Genomic DNA, 23964 nt, shown 5'->3' on the forward strand with positions numbered 1-23964 from the left:
AAGGAGATCAAGCATGACAAAGAAGGGGCTGCTTATCGTGGTCAGCGGACCGTCAGGGGTTGGCAAAGGAACTGTTCTGAAAGAGTTCATGAATGATCCGGACCTGAAACTGTCATATTCCGTTTCCATGACTACCCGTGAGAAACGCCCGGGCGAAGTGGACGGAATCAATTACTATTTCGTAACTAAAGAAGAATTCGAGAAAGTCAGAGATGAAGGAGGACTGCTCGAGTGGACCGAATTCGTCGGCAACTACTACGGAACTCCGCTTGCCGGAGTAGAGAAGCTCCGCAATGAAGGCAGAAATGTGCTCCTCGAGATTGAAGTCAACGGCTGCCGGCAGGTCAAGGAGAAAGTGCCTGATGCACTGACAATCTTCATTGTACCGCCTTCCATGAAAGAGCTCGAAAAGCGCATCCGTGGCCGCAAGACTGAACCGGAAGAGATTGTCCAGCAGCGGCTTGCAAAAGCCGAGAAGGAGCTGGAAAGCACTGGCAATTACCGCTATGTCGTCTGCAACGATGACGTGAAACTCGCTGCCGATATCATACGGGTAATCATCCGCCATCATATGGAACGCGACTTCTGAGGACTGCAATGCAGTTCTCTTTTTTTTCTGCACCGATCATCAGATTCATGAAAAGACAAAACAATCTGCGGAAATGAAAAGGAAGTCCGTACAAGCAGGGTATCGTTTTCGAACCGCTCTGCTATCGGACTTCTGCATGTTCAGGATGTTCAGAAAAGCAATTAACAGAAAAAAACAGAACTGGCGAAAATCCAGCGGGGGTTCCTGACCTGTCCGCCTCTATCACCAGTTCCAGAGAAATAATATGATCAAGTCTGGAAAACTTCAATTTTTTGTTTATACCCAGGGATGGAATAATTACTGAAGGCATATATTGCCTCCGTATGTTGCTCCCCGCGGACAAAACCGTGGGGGCTTTTTTTATTGGCTCATGCTTGCATGTATAGAATTGCCGCCACATTTCCGCCACAAATAGGTGCTAACTCGTTTCAGATGGCATCGTTTGGCATCACTGACGAATACTAAAAAAGTGCGATAACTACGCAGCTTTCTGCAAAAAACCGCATAATCATCACACTTCTCAGATCCTTGCTTTTTACCTGTTGTAGTATTCAACGATCAGGGACTCGTTAATTTCCTGGTTCAGCTCAGAACGCTCCGGCAGGCGGACGAAGGTGCCCTTGCGAGCTTCCTTGTCAACATTGACGAAGGCAGGAGCTGTATAGTTGGAATCCAGGGATTCAGCAATCGGCTTCATGCTGCGGGACTTCTCGCGTACAGCGATGACGGAACCCGGCTTGATCTGTGCAGACGGGATATCAACTTTCTTGCCGTTGACTTCGATGTGTCCGTGGTTGACCAGCTGACGGGCAGCCTTTCTCGTACGAGCGAAACCCATGCGGTAGACAAGATTGTCCAGACGGGATTCGAGCAGGAGCAGGAAGTTCAGACCTGCCATGCCATCCATGTTGGATGCCTTGACGAAGGTGTTGTAGAACTGACGCTCGTTGATGCCGTACATGTTGCGGACTCTCTGCTTCTCACGGAGCTGAGTGCCGTAGCCGCTGAGCTTGATGCGCTTGGTTGGGCCATGCTGACCAGGAGCGTAAGTTCTCTTCTTGAGTTCTTCACCGGTTTCAAGGATGGAGAAGCTCAGACGTCTTGACTTCTTCCATACCGGTCCTGTATAACGTGCCATGTGTTAGTTCCTCCTTATGACAACTGGCGAAACAACAACAGGTGCAGATCACCGATGCGTTGTGTTGCTGTAATTCCGTTTCGCTTTTTGCAGCAAGTTACTCCGGCTGGAGAACCTCGTTCTCTCAGCAACGCGCTGCGCATGACTCTGCATGCTGCCATTATTTGACGCCCCATCATTATAGAGACGGGCAGTGGCAAAGTCAACGAAAACCGACCACATGATTGTGTTAGAATAAACGGGTAATCTAGAGGTGCTTGAGAATGGATACTGTCTTGAAATATCTATCAGATATCCGTATCGTCATTGCCATTGCGGCAGTGGTGGTACTGATTATTATATGGTTCATCGTCCAGAAGATCCGCAGCAACAAGTTCCGTCATCAGCTGGAGGAGCTGGAAGTCCGCTACAACACGATCAAATCCGTTCCGCTTTCGTTCAAGCTCAATAAGGCAGTGGCCATCAGCCGGGTAGAACCGGATACGATGCAGAAAGTCACGCAGACCAAGGATGACTTCGACAAAGCAGAAGCGAATCTGAAGCAGATTTCCCAGCAGCTTGCCGATACGGAAGATGAGATTCTTGCCGGAAAGCTCAAGAAGGTGAAGCCGGATCTGGCAGATCTCGAAGCTTCGATCTCGCTCGGTGAGCAGCAGGTTAGTTCGCTCGACAAGTTCCTGGACTCCATTCTGGAAAAGGAAACTGCCCAGCGCCAGGAAGTCACGGAGCTCAAGAATCATTTCCGCGATCTGCGCAATACGGCTGCCGAGAACCAGAGCCAGCTTTCCTATATATGGCCGACGATCGAGCAGAATATCTCCGATACCGAGAAGATGTTCTCGGCATTTGAAGAATGGATGTACGCATCCGACTTCGAGAAGGCAAATGCGGAGCTGGACAATATCAGAGAGTCGATCTCCCGCCTGGAAAGCATGATCCAGTCTCTGCCGGATCTGCTCAGCGATGCCAGAGGCGTCGTTCCGAAGATGGCAGAAGTGCTGCATCAGGACTATACGACCGCCAGAGATGGTGGCGTCTATCTGGATCATCTGCAGATCGATAAGAACCTCAAGGTCATCACGGCCGGTCTCAAGGAAGACCTTGCCGGCATCAAGGATGGCAATCTGAACGGGGTCCGCGAACATCTTGATGACTACAAAGTCCGTCTCACGCAGATGGATCAGGCCGTCAAGAAGGAATCCGAATCGTTCATGGAACTCAAGAAGTTTGCCGGCGAAACCGAAACGCTGTTCCATGAGACGGAGCGCAATGCCAAGTATATTGATGATCTGTATGCACGTCTGAAGCCGCGGCTCGGACTTTCTGATATGGAAGAGCGGATCGGCAGGCAGAAAGACCGTCTGGCGACCGTCTCTGCGAAGATGCCGAAAGTGTTTCAGATGTATCAGGAGAACCAGTCTCCGGCCAGCTCCGTGATGGCATCGATGAAGGAACTGAATCAGGAAATCACCGTCTGCAACTCCGGGTTCAAGGAACTGCGGGCAGAGATCGACAATACTGCCGGAGGCGAGGATCGGGCTCGCAAGCAGCTGGTCAAGCTGCAGGTCATCATGAACCAGATGCAGGTCAAGATCCGCAAGTACAAGCTGCCTTCCATCTCGCAGCAGTATGAAGAGGATATGGCCAAGGCGAATGAGTACATTCATTCGATCGACCGTCTGATCAATGCGCCGACGCTCAACGTGCAGCTGCTCAGCAGCACGCTCAAGGAAGCCATCGACTTCATCTACAAGCTTTACAACAACGTGAATAACGTCGTCGCCACAGTGATCATGGTCGAGAATACGATCGTATTCGGCAACCGCTACCGTTCTACCTATGCAGATATCGATTCCGAGCTGACCCGTTCCGAACTCTGCTTCCGGAATGGCGAATATACGCAGGCGCTGTCGATTGCCATTGCGACGATCGAGAAGATTCATCCGGGGAACTATGAGAATATGATCAAGGAGAATGCCAAGAGTGCCGCGTAGAGTCTATCTGGACAGCGGCAGCACGACTGCTGTCCATCCGGATGTTCTGAAAACTTATAAGGATCTGCTGGACCGGTACTTCGTCAACAGCGAAAGCCTGTATGACGAAGGCAGTGAAGTTCATCGCATGATGGAGAGAGCCCGCAGCGCTGCTGCCGGGCTTTTAGGCGTAAAGGCAGATGAGATCCTGTTTACTTCCGGAAGCAGCGAGTCCAACAGCCTGGCCATCAAAGGCAGCGCACTTGCCGATCCTTCCCGGAAACACCTGATCACCACGAGCATTGAGCATAGTTCTGTCATGAACTCCATGAGGCAGCTCCAGCGTCTGTTCGGCTATGAAGTCACGTATCTTCCCGTCAGTGAACAGGGTACCGTCACCGCTGACCAGGTCCGGAAAGCCCTGCGTCCGGATACGGTATTAGTCAGCATCATGCAGGCAAACAACGAGACCGGGGCAATCAATCCGATCTCTGATATTGCGGAAGTCGTGCAGAAAGAAAGCCATGCTTTATTCCATGTCGATATGACGCAGGCCATCGGCAAGATCCCTTGTCCCATGGATGGCATCGATCTGGCCAGCATCAGCGCGCATAAGATTGAAGGTCTCAAAGGCAGCGGCATTCTGATGCGTCGGGAATATGTGAAGCTTGAGCCGATCATTTCCGGCGGCGAGCAGGAATTCGGTCTGCGCGGAGGAACTGCCAATGCGCCAGCGGACATCGTCTTTGCCAAGACGCTGAGACTTGCCCTTGAAAATGAGACGAAGTACGAAACCGAAGTCAGATCGCTGCAGCAGCGGCTGATCCGCGGACTGAAAGAAATCCCCGGCATCGAGCTCAACAGCCCGGAGCACAATCTGCCATGTACCGTCAATTTCTCTTATGAGAAGATTCCGAGCGAAGTCATGCAGAATGCGCTCAACCGGCAAGGCTTCCTGGTCAGCGCCCGCTCTACCTGCGAAAGCAATTCCAATAACCCAAGCTATGTGCTGACGGCCATGGGATACAGCGACCGCAGAGCTTCCTGCTCGATCAGAATCGTACTTTCCTATCACAATACCGAAGAAGACGTTGATCGTTTTCTCTCAGCCCTGAAGGAGATTATCAGACATTATGGTGAACTATGATACTGTGCTGATCCGCTATGGAGAACTCAGCACGAAAGGAAAAAACCGGAAAGACTTCATCCGCAAGCTGGATCAGAATATCCGGCATATGCTGAAGGACTTTCCAGCCCTGACCTACCAGCGGACTTTTGACCGCATCTACATCCGTCTGAATGGCGAAGATCCTGAGAAGATCCGGGAACTGCTCTCCAAGGTTTCAGGCATCAGCTCATTCTCTTTCACGGAGAAGGTTCCATCCGATCTCAATGCGATTGAAGAAGCCTGCCTGCGCATTGCGTCCGAATCCGGCAAGCATACGTTCAAAATCATCACGAAGCGCCATGACAAGACCTTTCCGCTGAATTCCGATGGCATCAACCGAGCCGTGGCAGGGGAGATCCTGAAAGCGACCGATCTGAAAGTCGATGTCCATGAACCCGAACTGGAAATCCGGATTGAAGTCCATTCTGATTTCACGTATCTGACCAGTGAGAAGATTCCGGGAGCCGGCGGATATCCGGCCGGGATCAACGGCAAAGTGCTGCTGATGCTGTCGGGAGGAATCGATTCGCCAGTCGCTGCCTATGAACTCATGAAGCGGGGCCTGGATGTCGAAGCCGTTCACTTTGCATCTCCGCCGTATACGAGTGAGAATGCCCGTCAGAAAGTTCTTGATCTTGCGGGCATGGTATCGGTTTACAACCAGCTTCGCATGCGGGTTCATATCGTGGAATTCACCGACCTGCAGCTCGAAATCTACAAAGCCGCCGGTGATCCGTATGCAGTCACGCTGATGCGCCGCATGATGTTCCGCATCGCGGAGCAGATCGCCAGGGAAGAAGGATGCCTTGCCTTAGCAACCGGCGAGAGCGTCGGCCAGGTTGCTTCGCAGACGCTGGAATCCATTGCCTGCATCAATGAAGTGATCTCGATGCCGGTTCTGCGACCGCTCATCTGCGTGGATAAGGTAGACATCATCGACCTGGCAAGGAAGATCGGAACGTATGAGACATCGATTCTTCCGTATGAAGACTGCTGCACGATCTTCGATCCGAAGAATCCGGTGACGAAGCCCACTTCGAAGAAAGCATCATTCTATGAATCCCGCTTTGACTATGCATCCATGGTGGAGGAATGCGTGAAGAACCGCACGGAGATCACCGTTCATCCTGCCGAAGCAGAAGATTATCTCTGAACCAGGAGGTCCGTATGGGATTGTTTCATAAAGCACATAAAAACGGAATTGCCGAAGCATTTGACAAAGTATATGCGCATGGCGCCCATGAGACGGAAAGCCAGTTTCTGGACAGCCTGAACCTGATCGTCAAAGCCGTGGAACTGGATCAGACCTATTCCACCGACGAGAAACTGAAAATCTATGAACTTCTTTCGCAGCTCTCGAACTGCGGTCCCGATCAGCGCGACCGCTATGCAAAGAAGCTGCGGAAAGTCCTGAAATAAAAAAACTCCATATGGAGTTTTTTTATTTCAGAATGCTTTCCGGATCATCTCTTCGAGGATCGGCTTCATCTCATCCATCGTGCCGGGAATCTGATAGAGAATCGCAAAGTAGGCGGTATCTGCTACCATTGAGAAAGTCACGCACAGCTTCTTCAGGAACTCATCCTGATCAACGCCATTCAGAGCGGGATCTTCATCCAGAAATTTCTTGGCTTTCAGAAAATCAGGATTTTCTCCCGTCCCTTCTTTAGGATGCAGAGAAAAATCCCAGGTGAATCCTCTGCGCAGCACTTTCAGAAGATCATTGTCTGCTTCAAACCGGTCAATCAGATAATCCATCAGACCGACGACATTCTCGGACACTGATTCGGTATGATGCGCAATCGCGTATTCCAGTCCATCGGAATACAGAAAGTGGGAGATCCTGGAATTCAGATTCTGCTCCAGGTCCTGCTTATCTTCAAAATAAAGGTAGAATGTTCCTTTGGCAATCCCGCTCTTCTCACAGATCTCAGCAATGCTTGTACTTGCTGCACCTTTTTCCGCAAAAAGAGAGTACGCACTTTCCAGAAGTCTTCTTCGTTTATCAGCTTTTTTCTGTTCAATCAATCCCATATCTTCAACCTCGTGTTTTTCCATCATAACGCAAAAGACATGCACTTTGAATAAAAAACAGTAAAAAATATTTTGAAAAATCATGGATAAATGTAATTTTTCTGAAAACTATTAACCTTAAGAAGCCCTAATATATGTGATTCATAGGACCATATATGAAAAAAAACAGCAGAAATCCTACGAATCTGCTGAAAGGAGAAAAAACAGAAAATCTCTGACATTCTCAGAAAAGAATCTCACTGGGCGGAATCGGTTACGGCTTTATGCTTCAGCTCATATCTCACGACTTCGGCATTCGCCAGGAATCTGACATCCTGAATCGTGGTGCCGACTCCGTTCGTGATGTCGAGGGTGAAACCAGAGACCGTATGCTTGCCCCGGAAGTATTCCTGGGCATACTCTGGCATATACAGGGCACCGAATCCCCAGTACGCCTGACCGCCATGGCTGTGGCCGGCCAGGAAGTAATCCGTCAGCTCCGAAGAAACCAGGGCAGCCGTATCCGGCGTATGGCAGAGGGCGATCGTATAGGCCGTCCGCGAGACACTCGAATAGGCTGCTGCGAGATCCTGATGATCGGAAGACTGGGGCTCAATGCCGACCAGTGTGATCGAGTCGCTGCCTCCTCTTCGCAGGAGCACGCTCTGATTCTGGAGCACCTCAAAATCAGCATCATACAGAATCTGCTTCACATACGACTCCATGCTGTCATCGGTTTCATCGAAATCACCGAGCACGGTGAATTTGCCCAGCGGAGCATCCAGCTCTTTCAGAAGCTCCGTGAGCCTTGCACCGACGGTATCATCGATATAGTCCGGATCCTGATCAAATAGATCGCCGCCGAACAGGATGATATCCGGAGAAAGACTGTTGATCGTATTGACGAGCTTGGTCATCCGTTCCTCGTCCATGAAATGGTTGTAGTCCAGATCCGAGAAGAACACAATCGAGACGCCATCCATGCTCGCAGGAATGAAGACGGACTCCAGCGTTTCATAACGCACCTGGAAGCGGGAAGGAGCCGTATGGAATGCATCATAATACATCGCTCCTCCAAGACAAATCAGAAGAGAAAGAATCACTGCGATTTTCTGTCCGACCTTCATGCACACCTCCGGATGAAGAATATCATAGCACCGAATGTAATATAATGACCCTGCATCAGGAGGATAGCGAACGTGGAAAACTGGCTGATTTCAGAAAGATGTCTGAGCGATGGAAAGCATGCACTGCCTGGTGCAGTCCGCTTTCTGAAGGAGAAGAAAGCAGAAGGAGCACTCATCTGCGTCCTGTCAGATCGCTCCGTGAGGACCAACCAGCAGATGGCCGAAGCATTTCAGAAACAGAAGCTTCCGATTGAGGAAGCAGATCTCTATACCACGGTCATGGCTGCGATCGATGAGATTGCCAGGACCGATGGATCAAAGCGCCAGGCCAGCATGATCGGCGGCCGGGGCATGCGGGATCTATTGGAAAGGGGAGGCTTCTTTCTGGACCATGATCCATGTGACTGGATCTTTCTCGGGAGTGATCATAATGCGGCATATTCTGATTACTGCTATGCGGCAAAGCTATTGAAGCAGGGAGCACGGCTGATTCTGACGGAAGAACAGTTCCGGGAGCCTTCCCAGGATGGCAGTTTTCTGATCGGTCCGGCGGCGGTATCGAAGATGCTGGAGGCAGCTTCCGGAACTGAAGCACTTCATGCGGACTTTCCGAGTCCGATGCTGCTGTATCATGCGATGCGCTATCTTAATGCGACGGCTGAGATTACAGTCTTTGCGGCTGCCGATGCACGCCGCGAAATCCCGGCTGCGGAAGCCGCCGGCATCCGCTCGGTGCTCGTGACCTCGGCTGGCGATGAGAACACCGATCTGTTTGATCTGTCCAGCAAGCCGGATTATGTCGTTGAGACGCTGGAAGGACTGCTGCGCTGAATTTGCGCAGAATCATGCGGAATGATACAATGTTTGCTGTTTATAAAACAGGAAAGGATGAGATACAGGAACCGTGGATCCTATACCCGATCGAAAACGCATCACCCTGATGAGGAGCATTTATGAGTAACCAGTCGACTGAAAGCTTAGTGATCAGCCTGGTGATTCTCGTGATCTTCTCAGGCATATTCTCTGCAACTGAAACGGCGTACTCCGTTGCCAGCAAGATCAAGCTCAAGAGCATGGATAATGATGGCAAGCCGGGTGCCAAGGGAGCTCTGGACATTCTGGATCATTACGATAAGTTTCTTTCTACCGTGCTGATCGGAAACAACATCGTCAATATTCTTTCTGCTACTCTTGCGACCATTCTGTTCACCCGCATTTACGGGGAAGGGGGCGCCACCATCTCGACCATCGTCATGACGCTGCTCGTGCTGATGTTCGGCGAGATCGCTCCAAAAAGCATTGCCAAGCAGGCACCGGAAGCCTTTGCCTGCCGGCTGGTCGGTCTCGTGAAGTTCTTCATGACCATTCTGACGCCGCTGAGCCTCGTGTTCCGGGGCTGGCAGAATCTCGTGCAGCATATGATTCATGTCGAGAATGATGACAGCGATATCCAGGATGAGCTGATCACGATGGTAGATGAAGCAGAGCGGGAAGGAGATCTGGAAGAACATGAATCCGATCTCATCTCTGCAGCCATTGAATTCAATGATCTTGATGTCCGCGATGTCCTGACTCCGAGAGTCGATGTCGTCGCCGTGGAAATCGGCACGCCGGTGGAAGAGATCGAACGCACGTTCCGCATGAACAGCTTCTCGCGTCTGCCGGTGTATGAGCGCTCGATTGATAATATCGTCGGCCTGATTCATGAGAAAGACTTCTACAACCTGCTGTATCAGGACAAAGAGAAAGCCATCATCCGCAAGATCATCAAGCCGGTCGTCTATACAAGCGAGAACGTCAAGATCTCGACGCTGCTCAAGCAGCTGCAGAAAGCGAAGGTTCACTTAGCAGTCGTGCTGGATGAATACGGCGGAACTGCCGGCATCATCACGATGGAAGACATCATCGAAGAGCTCGTCGGAGAAATCTGGGACGAGCATGATACGGTCAAGGAATATTATCAGAAGATCGATGATCAGACATATCTTATCCAGTGCGACGCTGATATCGATGATATGCTCGACCGATTCGGCGAGAAGCCGGAAGAAGATGAATATGACTTCATCACCGTCTCCGGCTGGGTCATCCATGAACTGGATCACATTCCGCAGGTAGGCGAAGAGTTTGATTTCGGCCATCTGCATATCACGATCACGAAGGCAGATCAGCGCAAGGTCATCCAGATCCGCGTTGAGATCCGCCCGAAGAAAGAAGAAAAGGAGAATCGCCGCGATCATCGCAGCGACAAGAAGGAGGAAGAGGAAGACGACCGCTGAGGCCGTCTTTCTGATCATGCATGCAGCAGTATTTCACGGAAGTGCCGCTGGAACCCGGCATGGAATATGTGTTTCCGAAAGCCCAGGCGCATCATGCAGGTACCGTGCTGAGGATGAATCATGAGACGATCCGGCTGGTCCATGATGGCATCGGCTATTTTGCCGATGCTTATCCGAAAGGAAAGGAATTCGCTGCGAGAGTTCTTTCCATCGACCCGAGAATCAATGAACTGCCATTCCAGGTCACGCTTGCCCAGGCTCTGATCCGCCGGGAGAAGATGGAGCTCATTCTGCAGAAGGCAGCAGAACTCGGGGTTACCCGCATCGTCCCGTTTGAATCCAGCCGCTGCGTCGTCCATGCCAGAAGCGAGAAAGCAGACCGCCAGAAAGAGCGCTGGAACAGCATCCTGCAGGAAGCATCAGAACAATGCAAGCGCAACCGCATTCCTGAACTGGAGAACATCTGTTCCTTCGGACAGCTTTCCGGATACTCTTCAGAGCTCAATCTGGCTGCTTATGAGAATGCCTACGGGACCTCTCCGTTTCTATTGGAGGTTCTGAAGCCTGCTTCGATCACGATCGTGATCGGACCGGAAGGAGGCTTCTCCGAAGAAGAAAACGCTGCTCTGAATCAGATGGGCTTTTCTTCCATCAGCCTCGGTCCCAGAATTCTGAGGGCAGAGACTGCGGCCATTTCGGCATGTGCTCTGATCAGCGGATATCTGGAAACGGCAGAAAAAGATTATGGATGAGGAGGACAGCAGCAGGAGAATGAAATTTTCCGTCAAGAACCTTGGCTGCAAAGTCAATGACTATGAAGCAGAAAGCATTGCCAGACAGCTGGAAGAACGCGGATATGAGCGCGTTCCTTTTGAAGAGCCTGCCGATGCTTCGCTGATCTTCACGTGTGCGGTCACGAATACCGCTGCTGCCAAAAGCAGGCAGATGGCCCATCGGGCAAGGAAGCTGAACCCGGACTGCGTGATCGTAGCAGCCGGCTGCTATGCGCAGATTGCTGGGGACAAGCTGCCGGATGCAGAACTTGTGATCGGCAGTGCTCATAAGAAAGAAATCCCGGATGCCCTGGATGAGTATTTCCGCGATGGCATGCGCATCGTGCGCGTGGATAATCTGGAACATGCATCTTTCGATGAGATGCCGATTGACCGTTTCGAACACCAGACCAGAGCGTATCTGAAGGTCCAGGATGGCTGCAATCAGTTCTGCAGCTACTGCGTGATTCCGTATGCCCGAGGCAGAGAACGCTCCATGGATCCGGATCACGTGATCCTTGAAGCAAAGCGCATCGCAAAGAGCCATCACGAAATCGTGCTGGCTGGCATCCATACCGGCAGATACGGCAGAGAGTATCACATGACGCTTGCGGATCTGATCCGGAGGATTCTCAGGGAAGTGCCGGAACTGTCCAGATTGCGTATTTCCTCGATCGAAGTGACGGAACTTGATGATCCGTTCCTGGATCTTCTGGAAGAGAATCCGCGCATTGCCCGCCATCTCCATATCCCGCTGCAGTCTGGTTCAGACACGGTGCTGAAGCGCATGAACCGCCCGTATGATACGGCATTCTATTATGCTAAAATAGAAGAGATCCGCAGAAGGATTCCGGATATCTCGATTTCATGCGACCTGATGACGGGGTTTCCTGGCGAAACGGATGAAGAAGCAGAAGAAACCATGCAGTTTCTGAAGAAGTGCCGCTTTTCATTCCTGCATGTATTCCCGTTCTCAGCAAGAGAAGGAACGAAAGCCGCCGCGATGAAGGACCAGGTTCCGATGGAAGTCCGBAGAAAGAGAGCTGCCGCATGCATTGCGCTGTCCGAGCAGCTGTATGACTCGTATAAAGCATCCTGGATCGGAAAGGATGCAGAAATCCTGTTCGAGGAACATACGGAAACAGAAACCCAGGGCCACACGAGCGAATATCTGCCGGTGAGTGTCGAAGGGCTGCATCCGCGCGGCGAACTTTGCACCATCACGATTGCTGAGCTTCGGGATCATCAGCTCTGCGGAGTGCTGAAAGGCAGAGAAATAAGATGAAACTGAGTGAATTATTTGAAAACGTACCGGATATTGAAATCCGCAGTCTGATGGTGGACAGCCGCAAGAAGCGGCCGGATTCCATCTTCTTCTGCGAGAAGGGCATGATGTTTGACGGCCACCGCTTCGTGGAGCAGGCAATCCAGAATGGTGCCAAGGTCATCGTGCATTCCGAGCCTCTGGAAAACAAGCATCCGGATATCACCTATATCAAAGTCAAAGACGTCAATGCAGTGCTGAACAAGGTTGCAGATGCTTTCTACGGCTATCCGAGCCACAATCTCCTGATGTTCGGCGTCACCGGTACCAACGGCAAATCCAGCATCGCCTGCATCATCCGCGATGTCATGAACCAGTTCATGCCGACCGGCTATATCGGCACGATTGCGATTGAATACGGCAATGTCAAGCTGCCGCCGCTGCTGACGACACCGGACATTGATGACCTGCATGGCATCCTTGCCGATATGGTCTCGGCCGGCATCCGCTGCTGTGCACTGGAAGCTTCCAGCATCGGCATCGAACAAGGCAGAGTCGATGCGATTGATTTTGATGCGGCAATCTTCACGAATCTGACGCATGATCATCTGGACTATCACGGCACGATGGAGAATTACTTTCAGGCCAAGAAGAAGCTGTTTGATCATCTGAAAGAATCCTGCGTGGCAATCACGAATGTGGATGATCCGTATGGCATGAAAATCGTGGCCGACTGCAAATGCCCGGTCGTCACGTACGGCATCGATCACCCTGCAGATTACCAGGTCACCCGCTATCAGCTGCTGAAAGACCGCACGATTTTCACGCTTCGCTGCAATAACATGGAATACGAGCTTGAGACGAATCTCGTTGCCCGCTTCAATATCTACAACCTCGTCGCTGCGATCGCGGCGATGAACCAGAAGGGCATCTCGATCACGCAGATGCTGCCGCTGCTCAAGCATATTCCGCAGATTGCCGGCCGCATGGAGCGGATTGATGAAGGTCAGCCGTTCAATATCCTCGTCGATTTCGCGCATACGCCGGACGGCATTGAGAAGCTATGCCAGTATGCCAGTGCGATCACGCCGAAAGGAAACCGCATCATCGCGATCACCGGCTCTGCCGGCAAGCGTGATACGGCCAAGCGTCCGATCTTCGGCCAGCTGCTTGATAAGTATGCCGACATGATCATCCTGACGGAAGATGATCCGCGCAATGAGAAGCCTCTCGATATCTGCAAGGAGATCGCTTCCGGCATTCATGAGAAGCCATATGTCATCATCGAAGACCGCTATGATGCGATACGCCAGGCCGTCGAGATCGCTGATAAAGGCGATACGATCATCATCATGGGCAAAGGCGATGAGAAGTTCATCTACCGCGAATTCGGCAGAGAACCGTATGAAGGCGATGATGCGATCGCCCGGGAAGCGGTCCGCAAATACTATTTCGGAAACAGGGAGGACTAATTGTTTCATGAAACCATCCAAGTATATCGATCACACTCTGCTCAAGCCGGAAGCACAGAAGGCTGCCATTGAAAAACTCTGCCGGGAAGCGAAAGAATATGACTTCGCAAGCGTGTGCGTCAATCCATGCTGGATTGATGTCGCAAAGAAAGAACTGGCCGGCTCTGATGTCAATGTCTGCGTCGTCATCGGTTTCCCGCTTGGCGCCATGACCACGGAAGCCAAGGTGTTCGAAGCATCTGATGCTGTGAAGAAAGGCGCTGATGAAGTCGACATGGTTCTGAACGTCGGCAAGCTCAAAGACGGGGATGATGCCTATGTGACAGATGAGATCAGGAAGATCAAGGAAGCTGTCGGAGCGCATGTGCTGAAAGTCATCATTGAAGCATGCCTGCTTACGGATGAAGAGAAAGTCCGGGCATGCCGTGATGCGATGGCTGCCGGAGCAGATTTCGTCAAGACTTCGACCGGCTTCTCAGCTGGCGGAGCTACTGTTCATGATGTGAAGCTCATGAAAGAAACCGTCGGAGACAAGCTGAAGGTCAAGGCTGCCGGCGGCGTCAGGACTCCGGAAGAATTCCAGGCGATGATTGATGCAGGTGCAGAGCGCATCGGCACCAGCCATGGCTGCGAACTTGTTTCAGAGTGAAAAATCCATTGATTTCAGAGTCATGCTCTGGTATGATATCCGTGCTGTCTAAACCAGGAAGGGGGGATACAGAATGCCGAGAGTTGTAGTGAAAGAGAACGAAAGTCTTGATGATGCACTGCGCCGTTTCAAGCGTCAGGTATCTCGCAACGGAACCCTTGCTGAGGCTCGTAAGAGAGAATATTACGTGAAGCCGGGTGTCAAGCGGAAGCTGAAGAGCGAAGCTGCCCGCAAAGCAAGAAGACGTGGCAAGTAAGAGAGGCAGAGATGCTTCTCTTTTTCTTGCCGGTGGTTTGCGATAAAATGACACCGTATACAAAGGGGGATATTCCTTGGAGAAAACCAGAACAATCAGACTGGAAGATCTGAGCACCAGCCAGGAAATGGACCTGGTAGGTTCCGGCGACCGCAATCTGACGATCCTATCAGAATGCCTTCAGACGGAACTTTCCTTCCGGGACGGCGTCTTCACTATGCATGAAGATTCCGATCAGAAAGAAGAACAGCTCAGAGAAGTGCTGCAGGCACTGGTAGCTGCCGTGAAGAAAGGACATGCCATCAGCGAGCAGGATGTCATCTATGCCTGCCGGCTGGCAGTCAGCGGGCAGCCGATCGATTTTGAAGACTGGAATCGGGTGCTGGTCGGAAGAACCTATTCCGGCAAGCCCATCGTTCCCAAGACGAAAGGCCAGAATGCATTCGTCAAAGCGATGGAACGCTATGACATCGTCTTTGCGATCGGACCGGCAGGGACTGGCAAGACCTTCCTGGCGGTGACTGAAGCGGTGACTGCCCTGAAGAAAGGCGATGTGCATCGTATCATCCTGACCCGTCCGGCCGTGGAAGCAGGCGAATCGCTCGGCTTTCTGCCAGGCGATCTGAAGGAGAAAGTCGATCCGTATCTGACGCCGCTCTATGATGCTTTGCATGAGATGCTCGGAAACGAGAAGACGGAAACGCTGATGGAGAAAGGGATCATCGAGATTGCGCCATTAGCCTACATGCGCGGCAGAACGCTGGATGATGCGTTTGTCATCCTGGATGAAGCACAGAATACGACGCCTTCCCAGCTCAAGATGTTCCTGACCAGACTCGGCTTCCATTCGAAGATGGTCATCACCGGCGATATCACGCAGATTGACCTGAAGCCGGGAATGACATCCGGGCTCATTGATGCTTCGCTGGTTCTGAAAGACATGGATGAGATCGCAATCATGCATCTGACGAGCGACGATGTCGTGCGCCATCCGCTCGTTCAGAAGATCCTGGAACGCTACGAGAAGTACGAAAAGAAGAACTGAATCATTTTCCGACCAGCTTCCTTATGGGAGGCTGATCTTTTTATGCATGCATGAAAAAGGGCGATGAGCATGAACTCCATCACCCTGAGAACCCTGATTATGCTTCTGCGGCAGCTTCCGCTGTAACCGACAGGGAAATCCTTGCGATATTGCAGCAGTGATCGCCCATACGCTCGAGGTTTCCGAGAATGTCGCAGTAGACGGAAGCAGCAACTGCAGACGAGCATTCATTGCGGCTCATACGGTCGAAATGAGCCTGGCGGGAACGGTATTCCATCGCATCCATCGCGTTCTCATCTTCTTCCAGAGAAGCGAACAGGCTTCTGTCTTTCGTGCGGTAGATTTCAATTGCCCGGCTGTACATATGAAGCAGGATATCAAACATCGTATTGATGTCTTCAATCGCATCCGGAGTGAACATGCCGTCGTCATCGAATACCATCTGGAAGAATTCCGTCAGATTCATGGCCAGGTCGCCGATGCGTTCCAGGTTCTTGATGACTTCCAGATCCATGCGCATATTCTCTTTATCCTGCGGCGGGAACGAAGCTTTGACGCTGGCACTGACGAGGAACTCCGTGATCTTCTTGTCGCATCGGTTGATCAGCGCTTCATTCTGATCCAGCAGCTCGCGGTCATCCGCAGTACCGGGCTTATTCAGGAAGTCGCGGGTTTCCGCGATATCCTGGCGGACGACATCAGCCATCTTGCCGATTGCCTGCTCTGCTTCTTCAATGACGGCTGCCGGAAGGAGCGTACCGATATTCGCATCGAGATTATCGATGCTGACTTCAGGTCTTGTCGGTTCGGAACCAGGAATGATCTTTGAGATCATTCCGACAATCTGTTTGAGGAACGGCATGAAGATGATGGTCGTCGTGATGTTGAAGATCATGTTTGCAATGGCGATCTGCATCATCGGATTCAGATGCCATAGATTCGCTAACGACGTGATCAGGTTCGTATACGCCGTTAACAGCAGCATTCCCAGCAGCGTTCCGAAGATATTGAATACGGTATGCAGGCATGCAGTTCTCCTGGCTCCCAGACTCCCTCCCATCGCCGCCAGGATACCGGTGATCGTCGTGCCGATATTGGCACCGAACATAAACGGCAGGGAAGCCTGCAGGGTCAGGGCATTTGCCTGATAGAGTTTCTGCACCATGCCGATCGTTGCGGCAGAGGCCTGGACGACAGCAGTCATGATGGCACCGGTGATCATCGACAGCCAGGAGTTATTGCTCATCTGCAGGGCAAAATCGCTGAACTCCGGAAGATCCTTGAGGGCAGAAAGCGAATCGCCCATGCAGCGCAGACCATAGAAGATCAAGCCGAATCCCAGGATCACATCGCCGTAGTACTGCGTCTTTCTTTTCTTGCCGAAGACAATCAGCATGCAGCCGGCGAAGACGATGTACATGGCGTATTCATCGATATTCATCGAGATCAGGAAGCTGGTGACCGTCGTGCCGATGTTGGCACCCATGACGATGCCGGCTGCCTGTTCGAGGTTCATGAGACCTGCCCGCACGAAACCGATCGTGATGGCGGTGCAGGCAGAAGATGACTGCATCAGAATGGTCATTACAATTCCGATCAGCATGGCGCTGAAGGGACTGGCGGTGTACTTATTGATATAATCGCGCATCTGATCTCCCGCCACGGATTTCAGGCCGCTGCCCATGAAGCTGATACCGAACATGAACAGGCCGAAGCCGCCCAGTATCATATCCCAGCTGATGGATGACAATGTCATATCTTCCCTCTAGACTTTCCTTGTGAGTTTGTTAGATTCGTAATTCAGAAGTTATTGTAAAGTGATCAGAGTCTTCGGTCAACCGCATGAAAACAATCCCCACGTGCTATAATACCGGAAGAAGAAGGCAGGATTCTGTTCATGGAAATAACGCTCATCAACCGCACGAACCAGCCTGCGGAAGCCTATCTTCCGCTTTTCAGGAAGATCAGCAGTGCTGCAGAGAAAAAGCTCGGCCTTTCGGACGATCTGGAAATTTCAGTCACCTTCGTGCGTTCCCGCACGATTCATGTCATCAACCGGGAATACCGGAATATCGACCGGCCTACGGATATCATCAGCTTCGCTGCCAATGATTTCTCGTATCCCGGCGAGACGCCGGAAGAACATGCCGATCTCGGCGACTTGTTTCTGAACATCGACTATGCCGCCAGGCAGGCGAAGGAATACGGACATTCCCTGAAGCGGGAAGTCGGCTTTCTGTTCTGCCATGGCCTTCTGCATTGTCTTGGCTACGATCATATGAAACCCGAAGACGAGAAGGTCATGTTCGCTTTGCAGGATGAGATTCTGGACCCGATTCTGCCGCGGAACTCGTCATGCTGAAAAAGAAATTCCTGCCTGCCTTTCATGGTCTGAGAGACGCCTGGGGGCATCCGGCCGTACGGATTCAGATCATCCTCGGCATCCTTGCCGTCATCGCCGGTTTCGTTCTGAAGCTTACGATCCTGGAATGGGCTTTTGTGGTCTTTGCGATCGGCCTTGTCATCGGCGCTGAAGTATTCAATACGTGCATTGAGAAGCTGTGCGATCTGCACAGCACGGAATATGATCACCGGATTGAAGTGATCAAGGATATGTCGGCAGGAGGCGTGCTGATTGCTGCGCTGACCGCGCTGGTGATTGCGGTCATGATCCTGCTGGAGCATCTGAACTAGGAGGAAGAAACATGCTTACGAAAGAAGAACTGATTGCCGAAGCATTCAAGGCAATGAAGAACAGCTACGCACCATATTCGAAATACCATGTCGGGGCCGCTGTCCTGTGCAAGGACGGAACGGTATTCTGGGGAACCAACATCGAGAACGCCAGCTTCGGCGCTACCAACTGCGCGGAGCGTTCCGCGGTCTTTGCGGCATACAGCAGAGGCTACCGCAAAGATTCAATTGCAGCGCTTGCCATCGTCTCCGACGGCGACCGGATCGCCGGACCATGCGGCATCTGCCGCCAGGTGCTTTCAGAGCTGCTGGATCACCATACCCCGATCTATCTCTCCAATGGCAGAGAATCCCAGGATACGGACATCGATGAACTTCTGCCGTTGCAGTTTACGACGGAGGACGTCATTCGATGAGGTCCGGATTCGTTGCAATTGCCGGACGGCCGAATGCAGGCAAATCTACGCTGATCAATGCCCTGGTGAAAGAGAAGATCGCGATCGTCTCGGCTAAGCCGCAGACCACTCGCTCGGAAATCCGCGGCATCGTCAATACCGAAGATGCCCAGATCGTCTTCACGGATACGCCGGGCATTCATAAAGCAAGACACCGCCTGGAAACCAGAATGAACAAAGAGGCTGCCAATGTGATCCAGGGGGTGGACCTGATCTACCTGGTTATCGATGGCAGCGTTCCGTACGGGCCAGGTGATAAATACGTGCTGGAGATGGTGAAGAATACCGGTCTTCCGGTCTTCCTGCTTCTGAACAAGATCGACCGGATGAAGAAAGATGATATTCTGAACACGCTGCTGAGCTATCAGAAGCAGTTCTCCTTTGCAGAATACTTCCCGATCTCCGCACTGAAGCAGGAAAACTTCCGGGAACTGCTGGATACGACCATCAGGTATCTGCCGGAAGGAGATCCGATGTTTCCGAGAGATATCGTAAGCGATGAACCGGAGAACTTCCGGATTGCCGAAATCATCCGGGAGAAGATCCTTCTCTGCACGGAACAGGAAGTCCCGCACGCTTCCGCTGTAGTCGTCGAGTCGAAGACTTTTGAGGAAGGAACGTGCTATGTGCAGGCCATGATCTTAGTCGAGAAGGAAGGGCAGAAAGCCATCCTGATCGGCAAGGGAGGATCGATGCTGCAGCGCATCCGCACGGCTGCGATTCCGGATATCTCAGAACTTGTCGGATGTCCAGTAAAACTGGAATTGTTCGTCCGGGTCGAGGAAGAATGGCGCGACCGGGATTCCCGCATCTCCCAGTACGGCTACGGAAATATCGATGAATGAGCAGATCACCGGACTGATTCTGAAACAGACAGACTACCGGGAAAATGCTGTGATCCTGACGGTGCTGACAGAAGACTATGGAAAGCTTTCCCTGGTCGCTGCCGGAGTCAGAAAGATGAATTCGAAGAATGCCGGTTCCGTGCTTCCGTATACGAAGGCAGAGTTCTCGCTGGACTACCGTCCGGATCGGACGATGTTCCGCATGAAGACAGCCCGCACCGTTTCTCTGTACCGCTTTCTGCACGAAGATCTGCTGGCTGGCTGTGCTGCTTCCCTGATGGCCGAATGTGCGGATGCGATGACGCTGGAAGGGCCGGATGAGGAGTCGGCTGCAGAAACGTACCGGCTGCTCGATCTTTCCTTTCAGCATCTGAATGAGAAGAAACCTGCGGATCTCACTGCCGCGCTGTTTCTTTCTTCCATGCTGAGAACTCATGGAATCAGCCCGGAAGTCGATGCATGCGTACTCTGCGGAAAACCGGAAGCTTCTGCATTCTCTCTGAAAGAAGGCGGATTCCTCTGCGCAGAGGATGCAGCCGCGAGAAATCTGAAGCCCTGGACGATTGAACAGCTGCGGGCATTCCGGGTGCTTGCCAAGGCAGGTCCGGAGCAGATAGACCTGGTTTCTCCGTATTTCCGTGACTGGAGCTCCATGACCGGGATTCTCGTTTCTTTCCTGGAACTTCACGCAGGTATTCATCTGCGCTCTTTTGGCCTGTTTCAGCGGTTTTTCGGCATTGAAGCAGTTATGTGAAAGTGCTATACTCCTAATGTTTTCTATATAGTAAGGAGAGACTGCGTGCCATTTATGGAAAAGACATTCGATACTATTGTTCAGCATGCCAAGAACACCGGATTCGTGTTCCAGGGTTCTGAAATTTACGGCGGACTTAGCAATACCTGGGACTTCGGACCTTACGGAGTCCTTTTAAAGGATCATATCAAGAAAGCATGGCAGAAGAAGTTCATTCAGGAAGATCCGAATAATGTGGAGATCCAGGCAGCGATTCTGATGAATCCGAAAGTCTGGGAAGCTTCCGGACACCTGAAGGGATTCAGCGATCCGCTGATGGACTGCAAGCAGTGCAAGACCCGTCATCGCGCAGACCAGCTGATCGAGAACTGGTCGGGCGGAAAAGTCAGCTGCGAAGGCTGGACGAACGAGCAGATGGAGCAGTACATCAAGGAAAACAACATCCCGTGCCCGGATTGCGGCAGCCATGACTTTACACCGATCCGTCAGTTCAACCTGATGTTCAAGACGTTCCAGGGAACGCTGGAAGATGCCAAGAGTACGATCTATCTCCGTCCGGAGACTGCCCAGGGCATGTTCGTCGATTTCAAGAATGTGCAGCGTGCTTACCGCAAGAAGCTTCCGTTCGGCATCGGCCAGATCGGCAAGAGCTTCCGCAATGAGATCACGCCGGGCAACTTCATCTTCCGCACGCGTGAATTCGAGCAGATGGAAATGGAATTCTTCTGCAAGCCGGGAACCGATGATGACTGGTTCCCTTACTGGCGCCAGTTCTGCATGGACTGGATCCTGAGTCTCGGCGGAAACAAGGAGAATCTCCGCTTCCGTGATCACGCCAAGGAAGAACTGAGCTTTTATTCCAAGGCTACCACGGATATCGAATACAAGTTCCCGTGGGGCTGGGGCGAACTCTGGGGCATTGCAGATCGTACCGATTATGACCTGACCCAGCACCAGAATCATTCCGGCAAGGATCTGACGTATCTGGATCCGGTCACCAATGAGAAGTATCTTCCGTATGTTGTCGAACCGGCTGTCGGTGTCGAACGTCTGTTCTTCATGTTTTTCACGGATGCGTATGATGAGGAGCAGCTGGAGAACGGCGATACCCGCATCGTCATGCATTTCAGCCCGGTGCTCGCACCGGTCAAAGCAGCTGTGCTCCCGCTGAAGAAGAAGGCACACAGTGAGACCGCTCTGAAGATCCGCAAGGAACTGAGCTATGATTTCGAGACGGAATACGATGAAGCCGGCTCCATCGGCAAGCGCTACCGCCGTCAGGATGAGATCGGCACGCCATACTGCATCACAGTCGATGATCAGACCCTGGCAGATGGAACCGTAACCATCCGCAGCCGCGATACGATGCAGCAGGAGAGACTGAGCGTCGAAGAAGTCCGCAGCCGCATCTGCAAGGAGATCCGTTTCTAGAAAGGACCTGAATGGCGAGAATACCAGAAGAAGAAATCGATGCGATCCGGAAGAAGGCCGATATTGTCCAGGTCATCGGAAAATATCTGCAGGTAACCCGGAAGGGAAGCGGCTATGTCGCACTATGCCCGTTTCATGATGATCATTCTCCTTCCATGACGATCTCGCCGGACCGGCAGATCTACAAATGCTTCGTATGCGGAGCCGGAGGCAATGTCTTCACCTTCGTCCAGAACTACGAGAACATCTCGTTTCCGGAAGCGGTGGAGCATGTGGCAGACCTGGTCGGCTACCCGCTTTCCGTGCATGTCAGTGCACCGAAGAAGCAGGAAGACCCGCATATCGAAGTCCTGCACCGGATTCTCAACGAGACGATCCGCTGGACGATGTATCAGATGAATACCGCCCAGGCAGAAGCCGAGAAAGCATATCTTGAGAAACGCGGTCTCAATGAGGCCGTCCGAGAGAAATTCTCAATCGGCTACAATCCGCCTGGCGATGCGCTGCATGCATTCCTCGAAGCCAAAGGCTTTGAAGACAGCGACATGACCGCATGCAATGTGGTCCGTACATCTGCCTCTGGTCTTCATGACGTTTTCAGCGGCCGCATCACATTTCCGATTCATGACGCCGAAGGAAACCCGATCGGCTTCTCCGCGAGAACGATCGATCCGGAGAATCCTTCCAAATACATCAATACCACAGACACCGAACTGTTCCATAAGAGCGATCTGGTCTACAATGCCCACCGGGCAAGAACTGCCTCCCGCAGAGAAGGAAAGATCTACGTCTGCGAAGGCGTGACCGATGTCATTGCCTTTGCCAGAGCCGGCATGGACAATGCTGTCTGCACCCTGGGCACGAGCTGCACTGAGCATCAGATCGGCATCCTGAAGAACCTTGCCGCAAAGATCGTATTCTGCTATGACGGCGACGATCCGGGCCAGGCCGCAACCTGGCGGGCTGCCCGCATGGCCAGAGCTCAGGGCTGCGTCGTCTCCGTGATCGACAACAAGACCGGTCTTGATCCGGATGAAATCATCCGCCAGCGCGGTGCGGAAGCACTGCAGCAGCTGGCCAAGTCCGAGATCACCTGGATGGAATTTGTCCTGAACTATCTCTCGAAGCATACGAACTTCGACAGCTATCAGGATAAGAAAGACTTTGTCCGCAAAGCCCAGGCCGAGATCGATCAGCTCGATGATGAATTTGACCGCCGCCATTTTACGGAAGAACTTTCCAGGCTTTCCGGATTCCGGCTGGATTACACGCCGAAGAACCGGACGGCAGCCTATGTGCCGAAACAGAGTATTCCCGCAAAGACGCCGGATGGCACGAGCGAAGCAGAAGAGCAGATCCTGGCGATGATGCTGGCAAGCAGAAGTGCATCGGCAAGATTTGAAGAGAAGCTCGGATATCTGACTGATCCGGATCGGAATGCGGTTGCCATGATGATCGTGGATGCCTACCGCACGCATGATCAGATTGAACCCGCTTCTCTGATTGATGAAGCGGACAGCCAGGAACAGAAGAACCTGATCTCCAAGCTTGCAGATTCCTGGGCGTATTCGGCAGAGTATGACGAAAGCATCCTCGATGGGGCGATCCGCAAAGTGCTGATCAGCGTGCGTTCCCTGCAGGCTGATGCCTTCCGGGAACAGCTATCCGCCCCGATGAACAGTGAAACACGTGAAGTCATCCTGAATGAATATCAGGAATGCCTGAAAGAATTACGGAGGTACCTAGATGAAGAAAACAGAAACAGCTGAAACAAAGCCGGCAGGATCTGCATTGAAGAAGCCTGCATACTCCGGTAATGCCCGCAGCCACCAGGCTGCACTTCGGAAACAGCGTGCCTCCATGATGGAAGCTGCTGCAATCCGCAGAGAGATCTTTCAGGATGAGGAAATCCTGAAAGAGAATACTGCTGCTTTTGAAGCAGGAAAGCTTCCTGCTTATATTCCTGGTCCGCTGCCGGAAGCAGACAACGAGACCGCCTGGACTTACCAGGCACCGGTTCCTTCTGAAAAGCCGGTAAGAGA

General features: G+C 52.1%; 24 protein-coding genes. 20 read left to right on the plus strand and 4 right to left on the minus strand.

What is annotated here, in order from left to right; translation table 11 throughout:
* Window positions 1–13: 13 nt before the first annotated feature.
* Window positions 14–589, plus strand: a complete 576-nt coding sequence (gene gmk / locus FYJ51_RS00380; protein ID WP_105303634.1) for a guanylate kinase — start codon at window positions 14–16, stop codon at window positions 587–589.
* Window positions 590–1124: 535 nt separating this feature from the next.
* Here gmk and rpsD read toward each other — a convergent pair.
* Window positions 1125–1727: a 30S ribosomal protein S4 gene (rpsD, locus tag FYJ51_RS00385; protein WP_105303636.1), complete on the minus strand. Its 603-nt coding sequence runs from the start codon at window positions 1725–1727 to the stop codon at window positions 1125–1127.
* Window positions 1728–1990: 263 nt separating this feature from the next.
* Here rpsD and FYJ51_RS00390 point away from each other — a divergent pair, with 263 nt between their 5' ends.
* Genes FYJ51_RS00390 through FYJ51_RS00405 form a run of 4 tightly spaced genes read left to right on the plus strand, consistent with a single transcriptional unit; the run spans window position 1991 to window position 6287 of the window.
* Entirely contained in the window at window positions 1991–3721 is a 1731-nt protein-coding gene (locus FYJ51_RS00390; protein WP_154502040.1) for a septation ring formation regulator EzrA, read from the plus strand.
* Window positions 3702–4847, plus strand: coding sequence for a cysteine desulfurase family protein (locus tag FYJ51_RS00395; protein ID WP_154502043.1), 1146 nt, complete (start codon window positions 3702–3704; stop codon window positions 4845–4847). The genes FYJ51_RS00390 and FYJ51_RS00395 overlap by 20 nt, the downstream gene beginning before the upstream one ends.
* Window positions 4834–6021 carry a tRNA uracil 4-sulfurtransferase ThiI gene (thiI, locus tag FYJ51_RS00400; RefSeq protein ID WP_105303639.1) on the plus strand — a complete coding sequence of 396 codons (1188 nt, stop codon included), beginning with the start codon at window positions 4834–4836 and terminating at the stop codon, window positions 6019–6021. The genes FYJ51_RS00395 and thiI overlap by 14 nt, the downstream gene beginning before the upstream one ends.
* Before the next feature lie 14 nt (window positions 6022–6035).
* Window positions 6036–6287 carry a hypothetical protein gene (locus FYJ51_RS00405; protein WP_105303640.1) on the plus strand — a complete coding sequence of 84 codons (252 nt, stop codon included), beginning with the start codon at window positions 6036–6038 and terminating at the stop codon, window positions 6285–6287.
* A 27-nt stretch (window positions 6288–6314) separates the two neighbouring features.
* On the opposite strand, the gene FYJ51_RS00410 is transcribed toward FYJ51_RS00405, so the two are convergent.
* Both FYJ51_RS00410 and FYJ51_RS00415 read right to left on the minus strand, forming a co-directional pair.
* Window positions 6315–6902: a TetR/AcrR family transcriptional regulator gene (locus tag FYJ51_RS00410; RefSeq protein WP_205946080.1), complete on the minus strand. Its 588-nt coding sequence runs from the start codon at window positions 6900–6902 to the stop codon at window positions 6315–6317.
* 236 nt (window positions 6903–7138) lie between these two features.
* Entirely contained in the window at window positions 7139–8008 is an 870-nt protein-coding gene (locus FYJ51_RS00415; RefSeq protein WP_154502049.1) for a metallophosphoesterase, read from the minus strand.
* Window positions 8009–8080: 72 nt separating this feature from the next.
* Here FYJ51_RS00415 and FYJ51_RS00420 point away from each other — a divergent pair, with 72 nt between their 5' ends.
* The 8 genes from FYJ51_RS00420 (at window position 8081) to FYJ51_RS00455 (ending at window position 15743) form a co-directional block, all read left to right on the plus strand.
* The gene (locus FYJ51_RS00420; protein WP_154502052.1) at window positions 8081–8839 is read left to right on the plus strand and encodes an HAD hydrolase-like protein; all 759 of its coding nucleotides are present in this window, start codon (window positions 8081–8083) and stop codon (window positions 8837–8839) included.
* Between the two features lie 122 nt (window positions 8840–8961).
* Entirely contained in the window at window positions 8962–10284 is a 1323-nt protein-coding gene (locus tag FYJ51_RS00425) for an HlyC/CorC family transporter (RefSeq protein ID WP_154502055.1), read from the plus strand.
* Window positions 10285–10304: 20 nt separating this feature from the next.
* Window positions 10305–11036 carry an RsmE family RNA methyltransferase gene (locus tag FYJ51_RS00430; protein WP_154502058.1) on the plus strand — a complete coding sequence of 244 codons (732 nt, stop codon included), beginning with the start codon at window positions 10305–10307 and terminating at the stop codon, window positions 11034–11036.
* A gap of 19 nt (window positions 11037–11055) precedes the next feature.
* Entirely contained in the window at window positions 11056–12342 is a 1287-nt protein-coding gene (gene mtaB, locus FYJ51_RS00435) for a tRNA (N(6)-L-threonylcarbamoyladenosine(37)-C(2))-methylthiotransferase MtaB (protein WP_205946081.1), read from the plus strand.
* Window positions 12339–13793 (plus strand): UDP-N-acetylmuramoyl-L-alanyl-D-glutamate--2,6-diaminopimelate ligase, encoded by a 1455-nt coding sequence (locus FYJ51_RS00440; protein ID WP_154502064.1) that lies wholly within the window; start codon window positions 12339–12341, stop codon window positions 13791–13793. Before mtaB ends, FYJ51_RS00440 begins: the two co-directional genes overlap by 4 nt.
* A gap of 7 nt (window positions 13794–13800) precedes the next feature.
* Window positions 13801–14442: a deoxyribose-phosphate aldolase gene (deoC, locus tag FYJ51_RS00445; protein ID WP_154502067.1), complete on the plus strand. Its 642-nt coding sequence runs from the start codon at window positions 13801–13803 to the stop codon at window positions 14440–14442.
* 73 nt (window positions 14443–14515) lie between these two features.
* Window positions 14516–14698 carry a 30S ribosomal protein S21 gene (gene rpsU, locus FYJ51_RS00450; protein WP_105303649.1) on the plus strand — a complete coding sequence of 61 codons (183 nt, stop codon included), beginning with the start codon at window positions 14516–14518 and terminating at the stop codon, window positions 14696–14698.
* Between the two features lie 127 nt (window positions 14699–14825).
* Window positions 14826–15743, plus strand: coding sequence for a PhoH family protein (locus FYJ51_RS00455; protein WP_105304892.1), 918 nt, complete (start codon window positions 14826–14828; stop codon window positions 15741–15743).
* A gap of 97 nt (window positions 15744–15840) precedes the next feature.
* Here the strand turns inward: FYJ51_RS00455 and FYJ51_RS00460 are convergent, their stop codons facing one another.
* Entirely contained in the window at window positions 15841–17499 is a 1659-nt protein-coding gene (locus FYJ51_RS00460; protein ID WP_154502070.1) for a Na/Pi cotransporter family protein, read from the minus strand.
* A 141-nt stretch (window positions 17500–17640) separates the two neighbouring features.
* On the opposite strand from FYJ51_RS00460, the gene ybeY reads away from it, so the two are divergent.
* From ybeY to dnaG, 7 genes are read left to right on the plus strand one after another with little or no spacing between them, the layout of a single operon-like run.
* On the plus strand, window positions 17641–18105 hold the full coding sequence (ybeY, locus tag FYJ51_RS00465) for an rRNA maturation RNase YbeY (protein WP_105303651.1): 465 nt from the start codon (window positions 17641–17643) through the stop codon (window positions 18103–18105).
* Window positions 18099–18437 (plus strand): diacylglycerol kinase family protein, encoded by a 339-nt coding sequence (locus tag FYJ51_RS00470; protein ID WP_154502073.1) that lies wholly within the window; start codon window positions 18099–18101, stop codon window positions 18435–18437. Before ybeY ends, FYJ51_RS00470 begins: the two co-directional genes overlap by 7 nt.
* Window positions 18438–18448: 11 nt before the next feature.
* A complete protein-coding gene (gene cdd / locus FYJ51_RS00475; RefSeq protein WP_105303653.1) occupies window positions 18449–18853 on the plus strand; it encodes a cytidine deaminase in 405 nt (134 codons plus the stop codon).
* A complete protein-coding gene (gene era / locus FYJ51_RS00480; protein ID WP_154502076.1) occupies window positions 18850–19737 on the plus strand; it encodes a GTPase Era in 888 nt (295 codons plus the stop codon). Before cdd ends, era begins: the two co-directional genes overlap by 4 nt.
* On the plus strand, window positions 19730–20491 hold the full coding sequence (recO, locus tag FYJ51_RS00485) for a DNA repair protein RecO (RefSeq protein ID WP_154502079.1): 762 nt from the start codon (window positions 19730–19732) through the stop codon (window positions 20489–20491). The genes era and recO overlap by 8 nt, the downstream gene beginning before the upstream one ends.
* A 54-nt stretch (window positions 20492–20545) precedes the next feature.
* On the plus strand, window positions 20546–21922 hold the full coding sequence (locus tag FYJ51_RS00490) for a glycine--tRNA ligase (protein WP_154502333.1): 1377 nt from the start codon (window positions 20546–20548) through the stop codon (window positions 21920–21922).
* 11 nt (window positions 21923–21933) lie between these two features.
* Entirely contained in the window at window positions 21934–23691 is a 1758-nt protein-coding gene (gene dnaG, locus FYJ51_RS00495) for a DNA primase (RefSeq protein WP_154502082.1), read from the plus strand.
* The last annotated feature ends 273 nt before the right edge of the window (window positions 23692–23964 follow it).

It is taken from the genome of Stecheria intestinalis, from assembly GCF_009696165.1.
Classification (GTDB): Bacteria; Bacillota_I; Bacilli_A; order Erysipelotrichales; family Erysipelotrichaceae; genus Bulleidia; species Bulleidia intestinalis.